The sequence below is a fragment of the Inhella sp. genome, assembly GCF_041912635.1.
In the GTDB taxonomy this organism is placed as follows: Bacteria; Pseudomonadota; Gammaproteobacteria; order Burkholderiales; family Burkholderiaceae_C; genus Inhella.
This window is the reverse complement of the sequence record NZ_JAYRMO010000046.1, coordinates 1-18,434: the sequence shown is the minus strand read 5'-3', so window position 1 is coordinate 18,434 and position 18,434 is coordinate 1. Positions and strand designations below refer to the sequence as shown.

Genomic DNA, 18,434 nt, shown 5'->3' with positions numbered 1-18,434 from the left:
GTTGGGGGGGGCAATTCACCCGCCTGGCCCGGCCGCCCCCTGGCGTTGGCCCCCCCCCGCTCGCCGGGGGCCCACGGCCCTGCGCAGGGAAAGACGCTCGGGCTCTCAGAGCCGGAACACCCCCACCACCTCGTTCATGGCCTTGGCCTGCTGCTTCAGGCTTTCGGCGGCGGCAGCGGCCTGTTCCACCAGCGCGGCGTTCTGCTGCGTGGCGCGGTCCAGGTCGGCCACGGCCTCGCTGACCTGACCGATGCCCTGCGCCTGCTCGCGGCTGGCGTGGTCCATCTCCTGGATCAGGCTGGCCACGCGGCCCACCTGGGCAACGATCTCGTTCATCGTGCGGCCGGCCTCGGCCACCTGGCGCGAACCCGCATCCACGCGCTCCACGCTCGCCCCGATCAGGGACTTGATCTCCTTGGCCGCCTCGGCACTGCGGCTGGCCAGGCTGCGCACCTCACCGGCCACCACCGCGAAGCCGCGGCCCTGCTCACCGGCGCGGGCTGCCTCCACGGCGGCATTGAGCGCCAGGATGTTGGTCTGGAAGGCGATGCCGTCGATGGTGCCGATGATGTCGGCGATGCGCTTGGAGCTGGCGCTGATCTCGTCCATCGTGGCCACCACCTGGCCCACCACGGCGCCGCCGCGTTCGGCCACCTGGCTGGCGCTGGCGGCCAGTTCGGTGGCGCTGCGCGCGGTGTCGGCGTTGTGGCGCACGGTGGCGCTCATCTGCTCCATCGAGGCCGCGGTCTCTTCGAGATTGGCGGCCTGCTGCTCGGTGCGCTGGGAAAGGTCGGCATTGCCGGTGGCGATCTCGGCCGAGCCGGTGGCGATGGAGTCGGCGCTCATGCGCACCTGATTCACCACGGCGCCGAGCTTGTCGTTCATCTCGGCCAGGGCTTCGAGCAGCTGGGCGATTTCGTCGTGCCCGCGCACCTCGATGCGGGTGCGCAGATCGCCCCCCGCCACCGCCTGCGCCAGGCGCAGAGCGGTTTGCGTGGGGCCGGTGATGGAACGCGTGATGCGCCAGGCCAGGGCCGCACCGAGCACCAGGGCCACCAGGGTGAGCCCGGCAATCGTCCAGGTGCTGCGGCGCTCCGCCGCCGCGGCCGCGGCGTACTGCTGCTCCACCAGCTTGGTCTGCAGCGCCAGTAACTCGCCCAGGTACTGGGCCACCGGCGGGCCGAACTCGGCCACCTTGCCCAGGAAAGCGTTCTGCACGGCGTTGAAATCGGTTTCCTGCAAGGCCTTGCGGGCCTCGGCCAGGCCCTCGCGGGCGTAGGCATTGCGCGCGGCCATGAGCTTGTCGGCCAGGGCCTTCTCTTCGGCGCTGAGGTTGCCGCCCAGGTAGTTGGCCAGCAGGCGCTCGGAGGCGGCCTCGTTGTCGCTCAGCTCCTTCAGGGCCCGCGCGGTGGCGGATTCATTGCGCAGCAGCAGCGCCTCGGCCAGCAGGTAGCGGTCGCGGATGGCCATGGCGTTCACGCGGCCGAGCTGTTCCAGCGGCACGGTGCGCTCCAGGTACACGGCTTTCAGCCGGGCGTTGCTGCGGTCCAGCTCCACCAGACCCATGGCCGCCACCACCAGCAAAAAGGCCAGCAGGGCCGTGAAGGCGCCACCCAGACGTTGACCCACACGCAGTTGCTTCAGGAAACCCATCGTCGTCATCCTCCAATGGAAGGAGCTTGCCAGGGCTAGCCGCGCTCAAAGCGGCACTTGCGCTGGGGAATTCCCAGGGGGCTGCCTCATTTCGCAGCAAACCGGCCAGCTCCCAAGCACGACAAGCACTTGCCGCCGCCCACCCAAGCACATCCACGGATTTATCCACAGACGGCGGGGATGAATCGCCCGGGCCGCACAAAGGCCGGCAGAGGCGCCAATCCGTCACGCCCGCGGCCTGCCTCTCCTCCACCCGGTGGGTGCTGAAGGGCGCCCGCGCCGGTTAGAAACCGGCACTTGGCCACCGCAGGGAACCCGCCATGAACGGCGACACCATCACCGGCGAGATCGATCGCGCGCTGCTGAGCCCCCTGCTGCGCGGGGTGCAGATCCCGCCCCGCCCCGAACTGCTGACGGCCGTACAGACCGAGCTACAGACCGACGACCCCGACCCGCAGCGCCTGGCCCTGCTGGTGAACGACGACGTGGCCATGTCGGCCGCACTGCTCAAGCTCGCCAATTCGCCGCTGATGGGCCTGAGCCGCCGCGCCGAGACCGTGAACCAGGCCTTCACCCTGCTGGGCATGCTGACGGTGGAGTCGCTGCTGGTGGAGATCGCGCTGCGCCGCGCCCTGCCCAGCGAAGGCCCGGCGCTGACGCGCTTCTGGGACGTGGCCACCCGCCGCGCGCACGCCATGGCCTTCCTGGCGCGGCGCGAACGCATCGCGCCCTCGGACGTGGCGCACACCTGCGGCCTCTTCCTGGACGTGGGCATCGCCCTGCTGCTGCGCTGGCCGCTGACGCCGCCCTACCTCAATACGCTGGCGATCGCCAACGACTCGCTGGAGCCCTTCACGCAGATCGAGCGCGAACGCCATGGCCTGGACCACGCGCTGGTGGGCGCCGCCATGGCGCACGGCTGGGGCGTGGGCCAGGGCGTGGTGCTGGCGGTGCGCCAGCACCATGACTACGCCATGCTGGACGACACCAAACCGCCGCAGGTGCTGCGCCAGCTGGTGGCGCTGACCTGCGTGGTCGAGTACATCATTCAGCGCTACGAGGGCCTGAACCAGACGCGCGAATGGGACAAGGGCGGCGAGGCCGCGCTGCGCACCCTGGGCCTGAGCGAGGCCGAGCTGGCCGTGTGGTCGGCCGATGTGCACCTGATGTTCAACCAGGGCGGTTAGTTTTCCTCTTCCTCAAGGGCTGGGCACGCGGGTGCAGGCCGCGCAAGCCCCGGTCTGGCCGCGGCCCATGCTCGGGCACACCGCAGGCACGCCGATAGGCCTGCAGCTGGCGCTGGGCCTGGCCCAGCAGGGTGCCGGGCGGATAGCCCTGCGGGCCGGGTGAGCCGCAGCAATCCGCACCCACCGGCAGGGGGCTGAGCAGGCCCAGCACATCGGCCACGCAGTCGGCCGCGTAGATCTGGAAGCGTCCGGCCGCCACAGCGGCCGTCACCTCGGGGCTGAGCATCAGGTGGCGGCGGTTGCGGCTGGGGATGAGAACGCCTTGCTGGCCGTCCAGCCCGGCTTGCTGACAGGTGCGGAAGTAGCCTTCGATCTTTTCGTTGATGCCGCCCACCGGCAGCAGCTCGCCATGCTGGTTCAGCGCGCCGGTGACGGCGATGCCCTGGCGCAGCGGCACGCCGCTGATGGCCGAGAGCAGCGCACACAGCTCGGCGCCGGAGGCCGAGTCGCCCTCCACGCCCTGGTACTCCTGCTCGAACACCAGCGAGGCGTTGAGCGCCAGCGGCGCCAGGTGCGCGAACAGGGCCGTGAGGTAGCTCTGCAGGATCAGCACGCCCTTGTCGTGGATGGGGCCGGAGAGCTCGACCTCGCGCTCGATGTTGAGCAGCCCGTCCTCGCCCGCATGGCTGCGCGCGCTCACGCGCACGGGCAGGCCGAAGGCGTGGTCACCGAGGTCGATGACGGTCAGGCCGTTGAGCTGGCCGACCCGCTCGCCCTGCAGCACCAGCACGCGCTCGCCGTCGCGAATGGCCTCCTGCAGGCGCTGCTCGGGGTAGTCGTGCCGATGGCGCGCCGCGGCGCGTGCGGCCCAGACATCCTCGGCCTCCACCAGGCGGGACTGCCGGGCGCGCGCCAGCGCGGCGGCCTCGACCAGCAGGGCCTCGGTGCGCGCGAAGCGGGCGCTCTGGCGCAGCTGATCCTCGGCGTCGCGGTGGGTCTCTTCGATCAGCGCCGCCACGGCCGCGGCGTTGGCGGGTGGCAAGCCCAGGCGCCGGCAGGTCTGCGCCACCAGGATGGCGCTGGCGTGGCGGGTCTCGGCATTGGCCTCGAAGCTCTCGGCAAAGTCCACCTTGCAGCCGAAGCGGCGCGCCAGCTCGGGGTCGCCGTCCTGCAGCGCGTAGTACTCCTCCACCGAGGCCACCAGCACCAGCTTGACGTCCACGTCCACCGCCTCGGGCTGCAGCGACACGGCGGCCAGCGGCGCGGCGGCCAGGCCGGGCTCCTCGACCTGTAGCCGCCCGCTGCGCACGAAGCGGCGCAGCGATTCCCAGACCTGCGGGTCGCTGAGCAGGTCGCACAGATGCAGCATCAGGAAACCGCCATGCGCGCGCAGCAGGCTGCCGGCGCGGATGCGCGCGAAGTCGCTCACCAGCACGTCATTGCGCAGCTCGTACTCGATGCTGCCGAACAGCACGCGGTGCACCGGGTTGTCCACCACCAGCACCGGCGCGCCGCTCAGCTCGTGGTTGTCTACCGCCACGTTGACGCGCAGGCGCGCCAGCAGCTCGGTCAGCGCGGCCGCGCGGCTGCCATCGTCCTCGTCGGCATGGTGGTGGAAGAGGTCGAGGTTCTCCAGCACATGGGCCTGCACCTGCTCCAGGTAGCGGCCGAGCTTGCGGCCGTCCTTGATCTGCTTGCGCAGCGGCTTGCGGATGTGCTCCAGCGCGTCTTCCAGCAGCGGGGTGATGAGGCGGCGACGCAGCGCCACCAGGGCCTCCTCGAGCGTGCGCTCGTTGCGGTGCACGGTGTCCAGGAAGGCGGCGATCTGCATGCGCAGCGCGCTCTCGGCGCTGGCCATCTCGGCATGCTGCTCGGGGCTCAGGCCCATCGCGGCCTCGGCCGTCATCGGCTTGCCGTGGGCGTCCAGCTGCGTGAAGACCAGATTGCCCTGCTCGCGCAGCAGGCCGAAGCGGCGCGCCTCGGCAAAGGCCGCCAGGGCGGCGTAGGCACGGTCCTCGTCGGCCTTGGCGGCCGCCTCCAGGCGTTCGCACTCGCTCTTCACGAAGGGCTCGGCCAGGCGGCGCGGGATGTCCTCGCGCAGGCGCTTGGCCAGCTCGGCCATGCCCTGGCGCAGCTCACGGCCCTGGCCGGCCGGCAGGCGCAGCGCCATCGGGCGCTCGGGGGTGTCGAAGTTGTGCAGGAAGCACAGGTCCGGCGGCACCGCGCGGCTGGCCGCCAGTTCGTGCATCAGCTGCGTCAGCAAGGTGCTGCGGCCGCTGCCGATCTCGCCCAGTACCAGCAGGTTGTAGCCGGGCTGCTCCAGCCCCAGGCCGAAGCGGGCCGCGGCCTCGGCACGCTGCTGGCCGATCCAGGGCAGGGCCAGCTCGGCCAGCTCGCTGGTATCGGCAAAGCCGAGCTCCGCGGGGTTCAGGGTCAGACGCAAATCGGCAGGGGGCAGCGTGTGCAGGCTCATGGCGCTGATTCTGCGGCGCCTCTGCGCTGCCGCTCCGACCCGCCGCGCTGCTACGCTGCGGCGCCCCGCCACCCCTCCTCCACCGCATGGCCTCCACCCCATCCAACGGCGCGCTGGAGCGCTGGTTCGATCTGCACGCCCACGGCAGCGACGTGCGCACCGAGCTGATCGCCGGCCTGACGACCTTCCTGACGATGGCCTACATCGTCTTCGTCAACCCAGCCATCCTGGGCGACGCCGGCATGCCCAAGGGCCCGGTGTTCGTGGCCACCTGCCTGATCGCCGCGCTGGGCACGGCGCTGATGGGCCTGTGGGCCAAGGTGCCGATTGCCGTGGCGCCCGGCATGGGGCTGAACGCCTACTTCGCCTATGTGGTGGTGCTGGGCATGGGCCTGCCCTGGCAGACGGCCCTGGGCGCCGTATTCATTTCGGGTTGCCTGTTCCTGGTGGTGACGCTGACGGGCCTGCGCGAACGCATCCTGCAGGCCATTCCGGCCGCGCTGCGCGTGGGCATCACGGTGGGCATCGGCCTCTTCCTGGCGCTGATCGCGATGAAGAGCGCGGGCATCGTCAAGGGCTCGCCGGCCACCTTGGTCACGCTGGGCGATCTGCACCAACCCTCCGCCCTGCTTGCCGTGGCGGGCTTCTTTGCCATCGTGGTGCTGGACCGGCTGCGCGTGCCCGGCGCCATCCTGATCGGCATCCTGGGGGTGACCGCCCTGTCCTTCGTGTTCGCCGGCAACCCCTTCAACGGCATCTTCTCGGCCCCGCCGGCGCTCACGCCCACCCTGCTGCAGCTGGACATCCCCGCTGCCCTGCGCGTGGGCGTGCTGAACGTGGTGCTGGTGTTCTTTTTGGTGGAGCTGTTCGACGCCACCGGCACCCTGATGGCCGTGGCCAAGCGCGCCGGCCTGCTGCTGCCGGTGCACCAGCCACGCTTGAACCGCGCATTGCTGGCGGATTCGACCGCCATCGTCGGCGGCGCGCTGCTGGGCACCTCCAGCGCCACCGCCTACATCGAGAGCGCCGCGGGCGTGCAGGCCGGCGGCCGCACCGGGCTGACGGCGCTGACGGTCTCGCTGCTCTTCCTGGCCTGCCTCTTCATCGCCCCGCTGGCCGGCGCCGTGCCCGCCTACGCCACCGCACCGGCCCTGCTCTTCGTGGCCTGCCTGATGCTGCGGGATCTGGTGGAGCTGGACTGGAACGACAGCACCGAGGTCGTGCCCGCCGCGCTGACCGCCCTGGCCATGCCCTTCACCTACTCCATCGCCCACGGCCTGGCCTTCGGCTTCATCAGCTACGCGGTGCTGAAGCTGGGCACCGGCCGCGCCAAGGAAGTGCCGAAGCTGCTGTGGGTGATTGCAGCCCTCTTCATCTTCAAGTTCGCAGTGCTATGAGTTCCGACCTGCACCGCAGCCGCGCGCTGCAGTACCTGGACGCCTACGCCCGCAAGGACCTGGACGGCGTGGCCGCGCTGCTGGCCGAGGACGTGGTGCTGCGCGATTGGACGATCCGCGTGGTCGGCAAGGCCGCCGCGTTGGCCGAGACGCGCAAGAACTTCGAGGCCGTGCAACGCCTGGCCATCGATGTGCTGCAGTTGCACCAGAGCGAGCAAGCCGTGGCGGCCGAGCTGCGCATCCTGATCGACGGCACGCAGGAGCTGTTCGTCACCGACGTGATCGCGTTCGACGCAGCGGGCCGCATCGCGGCCATCCGGGCTTATGTGGGGCGTGGCGACGCCAGCTGACCGACTTCGCGCAGCGCCCGCTCGAATACTTCGACCGGCTGCCCACCGCTGATCAGGTGCTGGCGGTTCAGCACCACCGCCGGCACGGCCTGGATGCCGGATTGCAGCCAGAAGTTCTCGGCCTCGCGCACCTCGCGGGCATGCAGGTCGCTGGCCAGCACGGCATCCACCGTGGCGGCGTCCATGCCGGCCGCCTGGGCCACCCTGCGCAGCAGGTCGGGGTCCGAGGGGTTCAGGCCCTCGCCGTGATAGGCCTGCAGCAGCGCGTGCTTGAGGCTGCGCTGCAGCGCCAGGTCCTGCAGGCCGGCGGCGTGCAGCAGGCGGTGGGCGTCGAAGGTGTTCCAGATGCGGCTGCGCGGACCGAAATGGAAGCCCAGCGCGGCGCCGCGCTGGCGCATCAGCTCGGCACCCTCGTCGATGCGGGCGTCGTCGATACCGTACTTGGCCTTCAGGTGCTCGCGCACGTCCTCGCCCTCGCGCGGCATGCGCGGGTTGAGTTCGAAGGGCTGAAAGCGCAGTTCGACTTCCAGCTCGGGGCCGATGTTGCGCAGCGCCTGCTCCAGTGCCTGCAGGCCGATGGCGCACCAGGGGCAGGCGATGTCGCTGATGAAGTCGATTTCGAGGCGGGTCATGGCAGGGGGCCCGTGGCAGGGAGCGACATTGTGCGCAGGCCTCGGAGACGGGGTTGCGGCAGGGGCTGCTCAAGGCATGGCCCAGCCGCTCACGCACCGTCAGAAGCTGGCCATCATCCGCTTGGCCTTCATCTTCACGCCGCCGCTGGTCTTGCCTTCCATCGAGTAGCGCTTCTTCTTGGCGTCCTGCTCGGTGAGCATGAAGCTCTCGTCGACATCCGGGCCGGCCCAGCTGATCTCCAGCCCGAACATGCCCTTGACGCGGAAGGTGCCGGTCATCGAGGCAAAGGGTGGGCGCTGTGCCAGCGCCAAAGGCTTGACAGGCGTGAAGCTGATCTTGCCGCCGGCTTCCAGGTAGTAGTAGTAGACCTGCGAGCCCTCGGTGACCTCCCACCAGCCGCCGGCCCAGTTGGGCAGGGGCTTGCCGGCGTTCAGGATGGCCTTGATGCTGACCCAGCCGGTCAGCGAGGCCGGCTTCCAGACGCGCTTCTTGCGCGCCACCGCATCAAAACCCTTGCTGGGCCCGCCCTGACCGGATTCGGCCGTGAACCACTCGCTGCCGCTGACGAAGAGCGACACGCCCATATGGTTCAGCGAAACGCCGTTGTGGTCGGGCTTGGCCTCATAGAGCCGGAAGATGTCGCCGTACTCGGGCGTGGCACCGCTGTCGCCGGGAATCCAACAATGGCCCAGGCCGCGCCCGGACAGCCACTCGGCGATGTCGAAGCGGTTCAGCGAAATGTCCGAGGGCGTGCCCATCTTCAGCGCGCACTTCTGGCAGAACTCGTTGCAGGTGGTGGTGCGATCGCTCAGCCACTTCTTCAGCAGGTCGTAGTGCTCCCAGCCGGTGAAGTCCTTGAAGTGCGCGTTGGTCACGCACTTGTCCTTGATGGTGGCGAGCTTGTCCGCGTCATAGGGGCGCGGAAAGGCCGGCGTGCCGGACTTGACCTCCGGGCCGCCGACATCGGGGAGCGGAGACAGAAAAGCCTTGAGCTTCTTCTGGTACTCCTCTTTGGGTTCAAAGTCGGCCATGCGCGGTCTCCGTCACTGTGCGTCACGGGTTTATACGGGGCGGCCGGCGGGGCAGACTCAGGGCAAGCCCTCCACCCCCTGCGCCGGGGGATGGCGACGCGCTGGCAGGCGTGCGAAGAGGCTCAGCAGCGGCCCCGTCAGCATGGTGGTGATCAGGGCCATCAGCACCAGCATGGTGAAGATGCGCGGCGAAAGAATGCCGAGGTCGTAGCCCACGTTCAGTGCGATCAGCTCCATCAGCCCGCGCGTGTTCATCAGCGCGCCCAGCTGCAGAGCGTCGCGCCAGGCCAGGCCGCCCAGGCGCGCCGCCAGCGCGCTGCCACCCAGCTTGCCCAGCGTGGCCACGGCCACGATCAGTGCGCAGAGCAGCCAGTCGCCCGCGCCCTCCAGAAGACCGATCTGCGTGCGCAGGCCGGTGAAGGCGAAGAACAGCGGCAGCAACAGCACGGCGCTGAGGTTCTCCACCTGCAGTCCGATCTTGCGGCGGAAGCCCTGGGCGGCGGGCACCACCACGCCGGCCAGAAAGGCGCCAAAGAGGGCATGGATGCCGATCAGCTCGGTGCACAGCGCCGCGCCCACCACCAGGCAGACGATGGCCGCCAGGCTGCCCTGGCTGGGCTCGGGCCGCTGCAGCGCGGCCGGGCCAATCACCCGAGCCAGCAGCGGGCGCACGCCCAGCAGCATCAGGGCAATGAAGCCGGCCACCAGCAGCAGGTTCAGCGCCGCCCCCGCCAGGCTGCCGGCCTGCGCCACCGCCACCACAAAGGCCATCAGGCTCCAGGCCGTCACGTCGTCCACGGCCGCGCAGGTCAGCGCCGTCTGGCCCAGCGGGCTCTGGGCCAGGCCACGCTCTTGCAGGATGCGCGCCAGCACCGGGAAGGCGGTGATGCTCATCGAGATGCCCATGAAGAGCGCAAAGGCGCTGAAGCGCGCGCCGGGCGCGGCCAGCTGGCTGTACAGACCATAGGCCAGCAGCACGCCCAGGGTGTAGGGCAGCACGATGCTGGCGTGGCTGACCGCCACCGCCACGCCGGCCTTGCGGCGCAGCTGGCCCAGGTCCAGCTCCATGCCCACCACGAACATGAACAGGCACACGCCCAGCTGGCTCAGCAGCTTCAGGCTGCCGAGCGATTCGGCCGGGAACACAAAGGCAAAGCCGGCCGGCGCCAGCCAGCCGAAGAGGGATGGCCCGAGCAGGATGCCGGCCGCCATCTCGCCCACCACGGCCGGCTGACCCAGGCGGCGGAACAACGCACCCAGGCTGCGCGCCGCGGCAATCACCACCAGCAGCTGCACCAGCAGGTGGCTGAGCGGGTGATCCAGCTGCGCGCGCAGGCCCTGCAGCCAGCTCTGCACCGCGTCGGCCGCCGGCGCGGCCGGGGCAGCCGTCGCGGGCGGCGCCAGGCCCTGGCCCAGCTGCAGCACCGCCGCGATCAGGCCCAGCGCCACCAGCAGGCTGAACAGATAGGCCAGAACGACGCGCGGCTTCATGGAACGCAGGAGGCGGGAATGAGGGGGCGGCATCCTACGGGGGACACTCCGGCCCATGTCTGAAACCCACACTGCGCCGCCACCCGATGTGGCCGTCATCGGCGGCGGGCCCGCCGGCCTGATGGCCGCCGAGATGCTGTGCCGCGCCGGCCGCCGCGTCGAACTCTTCGACGCCATGCCCACTCTGGGCCGCAAATTCCTGCTCGCCGGCCGCGGCGGCCTGAACCTGACCCATTCCGAGCCCTACCCGCAATTCCTGCAGCGCTACGGCGAACGCGCCGCCGCGCTGCAGCCCATGCTGGACGCCTTCACGCCCACCGATTTGCGTGACTGGTGCGAGGAACTCGGCATCGCCACCTTCGTCGGCAGCTCGGGCCGGGTGTTCCCGCTCGACCTCAAGGCCGCGCCTCTGCTGCGCGCCTGGCTGCGCCGCCTGCACGCGCAAGGCCTGCAGGTGCACAGCCGCCACCGCTGGCAGGGCTGGAGCGAGGACGGCGCGCTGCGCTTCACCCACCCCGGCGGCGAAACCCTGTGCCGCCCGCGCGCCACCCTGCTGGCCCTGGGCGGCGCCAGCTGGGCGCGCCTGGGTTCGGACGGCAGCTGGGCACCGCTGCTGGCCGCGCGCGGCGTGGAACTGACACCGCTGCGCCCCAGCAACTGCGGCTTCGAGCGGGCCGGTGGCTGGAGCGAGTACCTGCGCAGCCGCTTCGCCGGCCAGCCCATCAAGCCGGTGAGCCTACGCTTCGAGGGCCGCAACCAGCAGGGCGAGTTCGTGCTGACCGACGGCGGCATCGAGGGCAGCCTGGTCTATGCCTTCAGCGCCGCGCTGCGCAACGCCATCGAACGCGAGGGCCAGGCCACGCTGACGCTGGACCTGCTGCCCCAGCACCCGATCGACAAGGTGCGCGCCCAGCTGGCGCGCGGCCAGGGCAGCAAATCGCTGGCAGCCTTCCTCAAGAGCCAGTTCGGCCTACAGGGCCTGAAGCTGGCCCTGCTGCATGAAGTGCTGGGCGAGGCGGTGCACGACAACGCCCGTCTGGCCGAAGGGCTGAAGGCCCTGCCGCTGACGCTCAATGCCACCCGGCCGATCGACGAGGCCATCAGCACCGCCGGCGGGGTGCGCTTTGAGGCGCTGGACCCACGCGGCCAGCTGCAGGCCCTGCCCGGCGTCTGGGTCAGCGGCGAGATGCTCGATTGGGAGGCGCCCACCGGCGGCTACCTGCTCAACGCCTGCCTGGCCCATGGGCGCTGGGTGGGCCAGCGCATGGCGGAATACCTGGCATGAGCGAACTGGACGCCCTGCCCTGGCGCAGCCACAGCGGCGCGCCGCGCCCCAAGCGCTGGGCCCTGGTGGACGACACGCTCAATGCGGACCGCGCCTACAAGCTGGTCTGCGAAGGCACGGCCCTGCTCTGGCAGGGCGATTACCACCAGGCGCGCCAGATGCTGCAGGCCCTGGCCCGGCGCATCGAGCAGGCCCGCGCACGCCGCAAGGCCGCCGCCCCGGCCACGCTGCTGGAAGCCTTCCACCAGCACCGCAAGGCCCAGGCCGAGCGCGCCCGCATCCTCGGCCTGCTGGTGCTGCGCTTCGAGGCCGGCCACGCCTTGCAGCTGCGCCGCGCCCCGGATGTGCGCGCCGCCGCCGAAGCCGCCATCGGCGCGGCGGACCAGCCCTATCTGGCATCGCTGCGCGAGCTGCTGGGCTGGATCGGCGCCTGGGAATGGCGGCAGCAGGGCGTGCCCGTGCCGGCCCTGGGCGGCGCGCGCATCCATCCGCATTACGGCGTCTTCAGCCCGGTGCGCGGCGAGTACCTGGACCTGATCGCCCAGGCCTCGCTGCCCACCGGCGCCCGCCGCGCCTGGGACATCGGCACCGGCAGCGGCGTCATCGCCGCCCTGCTGGCGCGTCGTGGGCTGCAAGAGGTGGTCGCCACCGACAACGCCCCCGCCGCCCTGGCCTGCGCGGCCGAGACCTTCGCGCACCTGGGCCTGCCGGTGCGCCTGCGCGAGGCCGATCTCTTCCCCAAGGACGAGCCCCCGGCCGACCTGATCGTCTGCAACCCGCCCTGGCTGCCCGGCAAGGCCAGCAGCGCCGTCGAGACCGCCGTCTACGACCCCGACAGCCGCATGCTCAAGGGCTTTCTGGCCGGCGTGGGCCAACACCTGGCGCCACGCGGCGAGGCCTGGCTGATCCTCTCCGACCTGGCCGAACTCTTGGGCCTGCGCAGCCGCGCCGAGCTGGAAGCCTGGATCGCCGCCGCCGGGCTGAAGGTGCTGGGCCGCCTGGACATCCGCCCCCGCCACGGCAAGGCGCAGGACCGCGAGGACCCGCTGCACGCGGCGCGGTCGAAAGAGGTCACCAGCCTGTGGCGGCTGGGACGCGCCGGCTGATCAGCCCTTGCGCAAGCGCACAAAGCGCCGCGTGCTGACGCCGGGCTCAAAGGGCGCCCCGCTCTCGTCCGAGGCCTCGGCTTCGAGCTGACAGCCGGGCAGATCCGCCCAGGGCGCGGCCTCGGGGGCGAAGGCCTGCCAGTGCCAGCTGCGCTCTCCCTGGTCGATCAATTGCTCGCCCAGGCGCTGCTCGAAGCGCCAGTGGGTGCACCAGCCCTCGGCGTCCGAGCCCTGCAGCCGGGTTTCCATGCGCAGGCGGCTCGCGCCGATGGGGCGCTCGGTGTAGAGCTGCCAGTCACCGGCCTGGCGCTGCGGGCTGCGCACCGGCAGCTCCAGCACCAGGCGGCCGCCCGGGCGCAGCTGGCGCCAGGCCCAGGTCTGCACGCCGTGGCGGGCGGCAGGGGCCAGCAGGTGCAGCAGGCTGAAGGCGCAGGCCAGGTGCACGGGCTCGGGCAAGTCCGGGGTGTCGGCCGCCGCCACCCAGGGCAGCGGCGTCAGCCGCGCCTGGGCTTCGGGCGGCAGCAGCTGCCACTGCGCCAGCAGCACGGTCCGCATGTCACTGTCGGGCTCCAGGGCCCAGACCGGGTGGCCTGCGGCGGCCAAGCGCTGTGCCAGCAAGCCAAGGCCGCTGCCAATCTCCAGCACCGCCGCACCCGGGCTCAGCAGGCTGTGCAGCGCGTCAAAGCTCTTCTGAGCGCGGGCCCCATCGGCGACGGCAATGAAGAAGCGCGCCAGGCCGGCGCTGTAGGGGGAGTCGGACATGGGCAGGGGTTGAGCTCAGCTGGCCGCACCATAGCGCGCCAGGATGCGCGCGATCTCGCCCTCGTCGCGCAGCGTCTGCAGGGCGGCCAGGATGGCGCGCGCATCACGCGGCGAGCTGCTGGGCACGCCGCAGTGGTAGGCCGAAGGCTGCACCAGCAGGCTCCAACCGGCCAGATGATGTTCCGCGGTGCTGCGCCGGTACCAGGCCCAGACCTGCGGGCTGACCACCGCATAGTCGCTGCGCTTGCGCGACAGCTTCTCCAGCGCCTGGATCTGCGAGAAGGCGTCCTCGCGCAGCAGCCGGCCGTTCTCGAAGCGGACCTGCAGCGTCGGGTACTGGTAGGCGCGCACGGTGCCGATGCGCTGGCCGTCATCGAGTTCGTCGAGGCTGCGCGGCACGGGGCTGTCGCGGTGGCCCACCAGGCGGTCCGAGGTGTCGAACAGGGGCGGGCTCCATTGGTAGAGGCTGGGGTCGGGTACCCAGCTGCGGTCCAGCCCGCAGCGTAGATCGGTCTCGCGATCGACCTCGCTGAAATGGCCCTTGGTGGGCAGCAGGCGCACGAAGCGCAGGCGCCAGCCCAGGCGCTGCGCCACGGCCTGGGCCAGGTCGTGGTGGATGCCTTCCATCACGTTCTGCCCTTCCCATCGCCCCCAGGGCAGGCTCCAGCTGCCGCTGGCGGCCATTCGCAGTTCGGGCGCTTCCTGCGCATGGGCGGCTTGGCCAAAGACTCCCAACACCCCCATCCAGGCCCAGCACCAACGACCGAACATCCCAACCCCGTGACTAACCGCAAGGCTGGCGAGGCTAGCGCACGGCCGGGCGTGGCCGCCGCAGGACGGCGGCAATTCCACACGGCAGCGCGTTCAGCGCGCGCTGTAGCTGGCCAGGATGCGGGCGAGTTCACCCTCGCGCTGCAGCGCGTGCACGGCGTCGAGGATCTGCGCGGCGTCGCGCGGGCTGCTCTGCGGCACGGCGCAGTAGAAGGCGGACTGCTGCACGGTGACGCGCCACTCGGCCGGCAGCGACTGCGGGTTGTGGCGCAGGAACCAGCCCAGCGCCTGCGGGCTGACGACGGCGTAGTCGGTGCGCTTGCGGGTCAGCTTCTCCAGCACGCGGGCCTGGTCGGGGGCGTCGTCGCGCTTGAGCTGGCCGGCCGCGAAGCGCGCCTCCAGCGTGGGGTAGCGGTAGCCCCCCACGGCGCCCACGCGGCTGCCGTTGGGCAGTTCGCTGAGGCTGCGCACCGGCAGCGCATCGCTGTGCCCGATCAGCAGGTCCGAGGTGTCGAACAGCGGCTCGCTCCAGTGGTAGGCCTCGGGGCGGCGTGTCCAGCTCGGGTCGATGCCGCAGTGCAGGTCGGTGTGGCGGTCAAGCTCGCTGCGGTCGCCCTTGCTGGCCGGCAGCAGCACGTAGCGCAGCTTCCAGCCCAGGCGGCGCGCCACGGCCAGCGCCACATCGTGCTGGATGCCGCCGCTGACGCGCGTGCCTTCGAGCTTGCCCCAGGGCAGGCTCCAGGTGCTGGTGAAGACCATGCGCAGTTCGTCCTCGGCCGCGGCCTCGGGGCCCGCCCAGGCTGCGGCCGCGGCCGCGGCCGCCAGCATCGCCACCACCCCGAGCAGTCCCCGCATCGCAGCCTCCACGGCTTGTTCCCGCCCGAGCGTAGCGCCGCGCGCCCGCGCCGCACTGCGGGGAATCCCAGCATGAGCTGGCTGTGCGATCCTGACGGGCTCACAAACCAAGGGAGGAGACACACCATGTGGAAACAATTTGCTGGCGCTGCCGCGCTCATCCTGGCCAGCTGGGCCGCACAGGCCCAGGGCACCCCGGCCGAGGCCGCCAGCAGCGCCGCCACCGCCGAGCAGGAGCTGGGGCGCCAGATCAGCGCGCTGGGCTGGCTCAAGCCCGGCACAACCGGCTCGGTGGCCAACAAGGCCGCCTTCAAGGCCAGCGAGAAATACACCTTCCTGGGCGCGACCGACACCGACAAGTTCCTGCAGCTCAACGGCAACCCGCCGCCTGGCAACTCCTACACGATCGCGCCCGTGCAGGGCAGCTGGTTCGGCATCCTCAGCTTTGCCGACGAGGGCTACATCAAGGACGACGAGCAGATCGACGCAGCGGCCCTGCTCAAGCAGCTCAAGGAGCAGAACGTCGCCAGCAACGAGCGCAAGCGCCAGCAGGGCTACCCGACGATGACGCTGGAGGGCTGGGCCATCCCGCCGCGCTACGACAGCAGCAGCAAGCGCCTCGAATGGGGCACCCGCTTCATCAGCGACGCCGACAAGCAGCCCGTCGTCAACGTCTCCACCCGCATCCTCGGCCGCAGTGGCTACACCTCGGCGGTGCTGGTGACCTCGCCGGCCACGCTGGACGCCGACCTGGCCGACTTCAAGAGCGCGCTGAAGGACTACGACTACGTCAGCGGCGAGAAGTACAGCGAGTGGAAGCAGGGCGACAAAGTGGCCGCCATCGGCCTGGGTGCCCTGGTGGTGGGCGGCGCGGCCGCCGTGGCCAGCAGCAAGGGTGGGCTCAAGGGCATCCTGCTGGCCATCGCGGCCGGCGGTGCGGCGGTCTGGGCCGGCATCAAAAAGCTCTTCGGCCGGAAGTCCTGAGCCCCTGGATGGTTCGCGAGCTGGCGCTGTTCTGGCTGGTGCTGCTGGGCTTCCTGGTGGTGGACAGCTGCCTGCTGCTGCCACCCGGCGGCGAGGCCCTGCGCCTGGATGGGCGCGGCCGGCTGCGTTACCGGCCGGGCCTGCGCCTGCAGCTGCTGCGGCGTGAATCGGCGTGGATGAACCCGCTCAACCCCTGGGACCGGCTGCTGCCCACGCCGCAGGCCCTGGGCGCGCTGGCGCCGGGCCAGCCGGCGCGCGAGCGCCAGCGCCTGCGCGCGCTGCTGCGCGCCGTGGCCCCGCTGCATGCGCTGGCGCTCGTGTACCTGCTGGGCCTGGGCCTGCTGGGCCTGCTGTCCTGGCGGGCGCACGCCGGCCTGGTGCTGGCAGCCCTGCTCGGCCTGCATCTGCTGCTGTGGAGCCTGAGCGCGGGCCTGGTGCTGTGGCGCCGCGCGCCCCTGGGCCTGACGGGCGGCGAGGCGGCCGCCCTGCTGTTCGAGGCCCTGCTGGTGCCGGCCTACACGCTGAACCTGGGCAAGCGCCTGCTGCGCCGCCACCCCAGCACCCTGCCCGCGCTGGGCCTGGGCCTGCATGAATGGCGCGCGCTGCGCCGCCGCGATCCCGCGGCCGCGCAGCTGCTGGCCGTGCAGCTGCGCGGCCGGCTAGAAGAGCTGGAGCAGGAGGGCGCCGCCGGCGCCCAGCTGGCCTGGCTGCAGCAGGCACGCCAGCGCCTGCTCGCCCCTACTTCTTGAAGGGGTTGCACTCCGGCGCGTCGTCGTGGTGGGCGCGCAGCAGCAGGGGTTTGATGAGGCGGTTGAACAGGGGCTGGCGATGCCGCACCCAAACGGCCAGCGCCTGCGGCTTGGCGCCCAGCCGGGCCTTGGGCTCCAGCGCGGTGCGGCCGAAGGAGAGTTCCGTGGCGCCCAGCGCGATCGCGTCGGCAATGCTGGCGTGCAGCAGGCGCAGGTACAGCGGCGCCGCGGCGGCGGCCGCGCGGTCGAAGCCGATGTGATAGGCCAGCGCCTGGGTTTCATCCCGCAGCGTGCAGATGAAGCCCAGCAGCTGGCCCGCGGCGTCGAACAGGCCGCTGCAGCGCAGCCGCGGGCCGGCCGCCTGCTGGAGCGCATGAAAGTAGCCCGGGTGCAGGGTGAAGGGGCGCAGCGCCGCCTTGGCATGCACCTGCAGATAGAGCTCGTGCATGCGCGCGCCCAGCGGCGCGTCGGCCTCGAAGGCGCGCAGCTGCAGGCCGGCGGCCTCGATGGGCTCGACGATCTGCTTCTTCACCGCGCTGCGGTACTTGGAGGTCAGGCTGGCCAGGTAGGCCGCGTGGTCGCGCCAGGCCGGGTCCAGCGCCAGCACCATGTTCGGCTCGGACTCGATCTGCCGGTAGCCGACCCGGCGCAGCAACTCGATGCCCTGCGGCTGCTCCAGCGGCACGTCCTTGATCAGCACGAAGCCGGCCTGGCCGGCCAGCTTCTCGGCCCGGCGCAGCCGGTACAGCGCCTCGGCCACCGCGGGCCAGATCGAGGCGGGCTCGACCTCCGCCGCCACGGCCACCGCGTGCTCGCCATAGGTGAGCAGGTTGCCGCACACCAGCACGCGCTCCTGCAGGCGTGCCGCCAGCGCCTGGCTGGGCTTGCGCGCCACGCGGCCGAGCAGGCGGCGCAGCGGGCTGGCTTCATCGTCCGGCGTCTCGGGCAGGGGGCGCAGATCGGCCCCGGCCAGCGCCACCCACTGCAGCACCAGCGCCGCCACCGGGCCGTCGTCGTCGTGGATCAGCGCGTAGCGCGGCTCGATGTCATCGGGCGGCACCGCCTCCAGCAGGGCCAGGTAGTCGCGGCTGAAGAACCAGGACTGGCCGGCCACCACGGCGTCCCAGTCGGCCGGGTTGAGCTGGGCGATGCGTTCGGCCAGGGCGATGCGGAAGCCCGAGGGCTGGCGCAGCGAGCGGGCCACGGTCTTGGCGGCGTGGCGCTTCTTCAGGGCCTGGGTGATGTGGGTCAGCATGGATCGGGGCAGGCGGCAGGGCCCGCGAGTGTCGGGCTCAGAGCGCCCGCTCCATGAAGCGCCAGCGGCCCTGGAAATGCACCGGCACCTCGGTCTCCGGGTACGGCGTGCGATCCACGAAGCCGTGGCGTTCGTACAGGGCCTGGGCGGCGGCCATGAAGGGGGCGCTGTCCAGGCGCAGGGTGTGCAGGCCGAAGCGGCGCGCATCAGCCAGCAGGCGCCGCAGCAGGGCGTCGGCCAGGCCCTGGCCGCGCGCAGCGGGGCGCAGGTAGACGCGCTTGATCTCGCCCACGCCGGGCGCCAGCGTGCGCAGGCCGCCCATGCCCAAGGCTTGGCCGCCCTGCCACAGCAGATGGAAGCAGCCGCGCGGCGGCGGCTCGCCGCAGACCTTGTCGAGCGTGGCGTCCACATACTGCTCGATCGAGCGGCCGTTCACTTCCACCAGCGAGACC

Annotated in this window: 17 protein-coding genes; 7 read left to right on the top strand and 10 right to left on the bottom strand. The window is 71.4% G+C overall.

All coding sequences use genetic code 11. From position 1 onward, the window contains the following. Nucleotides 1–105 precede the first annotated feature (105 nt). On the bottom strand, nt 106–1,653 hold the full coding sequence (locus tag ACE3QP_RS20290) for a methyl-accepting chemotaxis protein (RefSeq protein ID WP_374438670.1): 1,548 nt from the start codon (nt 1,651–1,653) through the stop codon (nt 106–108). Nucleotides 1,654–1,973: 320 nt separating this feature from the next. Here ACE3QP_RS20290 and ACE3QP_RS20285 point away from each other — a divergent pair, with 320 nt between their 5' ends. Further along, entirely contained in the window at nt 1,974–2,840 is an 867-nt protein-coding gene (locus tag ACE3QP_RS20285) for an HDOD domain-containing protein (RefSeq protein WP_374438669.1), read from the top strand. Here ACE3QP_RS20285 and ACE3QP_RS20280 read toward each other — a convergent pair. Further along, complete coding sequence (locus ACE3QP_RS20280) at nt 2,824–5,313, bottom strand: Lon protease family protein (protein WP_374438668.1); 2,490 nt, start codon at nt 5,311–5,313, stop codon at nt 2,824–2,826. The two genes, ACE3QP_RS20285 and ACE3QP_RS20280, sit on opposite strands and share 17 nt — an antisense overlap. An 86-nt stretch (nt 5,314–5,399) precedes the next feature. Between ACE3QP_RS20280 and ACE3QP_RS20275 the strand changes: the two genes are divergently transcribed. Further along, nucleotides 5,400–6,710, top strand: a complete 1,311-nt coding sequence (locus ACE3QP_RS20275) for an NCS2 family permease (RefSeq protein ID WP_374438666.1) — start codon at nt 5,400–5,402, stop codon at nt 6,708–6,710. Continuing rightward, nucleotides 6,707–7,060, top strand: coding sequence for a nuclear transport factor 2 family protein (locus tag ACE3QP_RS20270; RefSeq protein WP_374438664.1), 354 nt, complete (start codon nt 6,707–6,709; stop codon nt 7,058–7,060). The genes ACE3QP_RS20275 and ACE3QP_RS20270 overlap by 4 nt, the downstream gene beginning before the upstream one ends. On the opposite strand, the gene ACE3QP_RS20265 is transcribed toward ACE3QP_RS20270, so the two are convergent. From ACE3QP_RS20265 to ACE3QP_RS20255, 3 genes are all read right to left on the bottom strand, one after another. Further along, the gene (locus tag ACE3QP_RS20265; protein ID WP_374438662.1) at nt 7,033–7,692 is read right to left on the bottom strand and encodes a DsbA family oxidoreductase; all 660 of its coding nucleotides are present in this window, start codon (nt 7,690–7,692) and stop codon (nt 7,033–7,035) included. The two genes, ACE3QP_RS20270 and ACE3QP_RS20265, sit on opposite strands and share 28 nt — an antisense overlap. 99 nt (nt 7,693–7,791) lie before the next feature. Continuing rightward, complete coding sequence (locus ACE3QP_RS20260; protein WP_198109571.1) at nt 7,792–8,724, bottom strand: hypothetical protein; 933 nt, start codon at nt 8,722–8,724, stop codon at nt 7,792–7,794. A gap of 57 nt (nt 8,725–8,781) precedes the next feature. Continuing rightward, entirely contained in the window at nt 8,782–10,215 is a 1,434-nt protein-coding gene (locus tag ACE3QP_RS20255; protein WP_374438661.1) for a cation:proton antiporter, read from the bottom strand. Nucleotides 10,216–10,270: 55 nt separating this feature from the next. Here ACE3QP_RS20255 and ACE3QP_RS20250 point away from each other — a divergent pair, with 55 nt between their 5' ends. Then, nucleotides 10,271–11,500: an NAD(P)/FAD-dependent oxidoreductase gene (locus ACE3QP_RS20250; RefSeq protein WP_374438659.1), complete on the top strand. Its 1,230-nt coding sequence runs from the start codon at nt 10,271–10,273 to the stop codon at nt 11,498–11,500. Then, a complete protein-coding gene (locus ACE3QP_RS20245; RefSeq protein WP_374438657.1) occupies nt 11,497–12,606 on the top strand; it encodes a methyltransferase in 1,110 nt (369 codons plus the stop codon). Before ACE3QP_RS20250 ends, ACE3QP_RS20245 begins: the two co-directional genes overlap by 4 nt. Here the strand turns inward: ACE3QP_RS20245 and ACE3QP_RS20240 are convergent, their stop codons facing one another. From ACE3QP_RS20240 to ACE3QP_RS20230, 3 genes are all read right to left on the bottom strand, one after another. Continuing rightward, complete coding sequence (locus ACE3QP_RS20240) at nt 12,607–13,368, bottom strand: class I SAM-dependent methyltransferase (RefSeq protein ID WP_374438655.1); 762 nt, start codon at nt 13,366–13,368, stop codon at nt 12,607–12,609. A 15-nt stretch (nt 13,369–13,383) separates the two neighbouring features. Continuing rightward, the gene (locus ACE3QP_RS20235; protein WP_374438653.1) at nt 13,384–14,103 is read right to left on the bottom strand and encodes a substrate-binding periplasmic protein; all 720 of its coding nucleotides are present in this window, start codon (nt 14,101–14,103) and stop codon (nt 13,384–13,386) included. Nucleotides 14,104–14,232: 129 nt separating this feature from the next. After that, complete coding sequence (locus tag ACE3QP_RS20230; protein ID WP_374438652.1) at nt 14,233–14,994, bottom strand: substrate-binding periplasmic protein; 762 nt, start codon at nt 14,992–14,994, stop codon at nt 14,233–14,235. A gap of 126 nt (nt 14,995–15,120) precedes the next feature. On the opposite strand from ACE3QP_RS20230, the gene ACE3QP_RS20225 reads away from it, so the two are divergent. Together ACE3QP_RS20225 and ACE3QP_RS20220 are read left to right on the top strand one after the other, a co-directional pair. Further along, nucleotides 15,121–15,978, top strand: coding sequence for a DUF2167 domain-containing protein (locus ACE3QP_RS20225; RefSeq protein WP_374438650.1), 858 nt, complete (start codon nt 15,121–15,123; stop codon nt 15,976–15,978). A gap of 8 nt (nt 15,979–15,986) precedes the next feature. Beyond that, nucleotides 15,987–16,727 carry a hypothetical protein gene (locus ACE3QP_RS20220; protein WP_374438648.1) on the top strand — a complete coding sequence of 247 codons (741 nt, stop codon included), beginning with the start codon at nt 15,987–15,989 and terminating at the stop codon, nt 16,725–16,727. Here ACE3QP_RS20220 and ACE3QP_RS20215 read toward each other — a convergent pair. Further along, the gene (locus ACE3QP_RS20215; protein WP_374438646.1) at nt 16,717–17,982 is read right to left on the bottom strand and encodes a GNAT family N-acetyltransferase; all 1,266 of its coding nucleotides are present in this window, start codon (nt 17,980–17,982) and stop codon (nt 16,717–16,719) included. The genes ACE3QP_RS20220 and ACE3QP_RS20215 overlap by 11 nt on opposite strands. 37 nt (nt 17,983–18,019) lie before the next feature. Further along, the coding region (locus ACE3QP_RS20210; RefSeq protein ID WP_374438644.1) for a GNAT family N-acetyltransferase at nt 18,020–18,434 on the bottom strand (415 nt) is incomplete at its 5' end.

Coding starts and splice junctions, on each gene's coding strand:
- ACE3QP_RS20255 (WP_374438661.1), bottom strand. CDS start 10,215: ATGAAGCCGCGCGTCGTTCTGGCCTATCTGTTCAGCCTGCTGGTGGCG.
- ACE3QP_RS20215 (WP_374438646.1), bottom strand. CDS start 17,982: ATGCTGACCCACATCACCCAGGCCCTGAAGAAGCGCCACGCCGCCAAG.
- ACE3QP_RS20245 (WP_374438657.1), top strand. CDS start 11,497: ATGAGCGAACTGGACGCCCTGCCCTGGCGCAGCCACAGCGGCGCGCCG.
- ACE3QP_RS20240 (WP_374438655.1), bottom strand. CDS start 13,368: ATGTCCGACTCCCCCTACAGCGCCGGCCTGGCGCGCTTCTTCATTGCC.
- ACE3QP_RS20260 (WP_198109571.1), bottom strand. CDS start 8,724: ATGGCCGACTTTGAACCCAAAGAGGAGTACCAGAAGAAGCTCAAGGCT.
- ACE3QP_RS20275 (WP_374438666.1), top strand. CDS start 5,400: ATGGCCTCCACCCCATCCAACGGCGCGCTGGAGCGCTGGTTCGATCTG.
- ACE3QP_RS20220 (WP_374438648.1), top strand. CDS start 15,987: ATGGTTCGCGAGCTGGCGCTGTTCTGGCTGGTGCTGCTGGGCTTCCTG.
- ACE3QP_RS20225 (WP_374438650.1), top strand. CDS start 15,121: ATGTGGAAACAATTTGCTGGCGCTGCCGCGCTCATCCTGGCCAGCTGG.
- ACE3QP_RS20290 (WP_374438670.1), bottom strand. CDS start 1,653: ATGGGTTTCCTGAAGCAACTGCGTGTGGGTCAACGTCTGGGTGGCGCC.
- ACE3QP_RS20270 (WP_374438664.1), top strand. CDS start 6,707: ATGAGTTCCGACCTGCACCGCAGCCGCGCGCTGCAGTACCTGGACGCC.
- ACE3QP_RS20285 (WP_374438669.1), top strand. CDS start 1,974: ATGAACGGCGACACCATCACCGGCGAGATCGATCGCGCGCTGCTGAGC.
- ACE3QP_RS20250 (WP_374438659.1), top strand. CDS start 10,271: ATGTCTGAAACCCACACTGCGCCGCCACCCGATGTGGCCGTCATCGGC.
- ACE3QP_RS20280 (WP_374438668.1), bottom strand. CDS start 5,313: ATGAGCCTGCACACGCTGCCCCCTGCCGATTTGCGTCTGACCCTGAAC.
- ACE3QP_RS20230 (WP_374438652.1), bottom strand. CDS start 14,994: ATGCGGGGACTGCTCGGGGTGGTGGCGATGCTGGCGGCCGCGGCCGCG.
- ACE3QP_RS20265 (WP_374438662.1), bottom strand. CDS start 7,692: ATGACCCGCCTCGAAATCGACTTCATCAGCGACATCGCCTGCCCCTGG.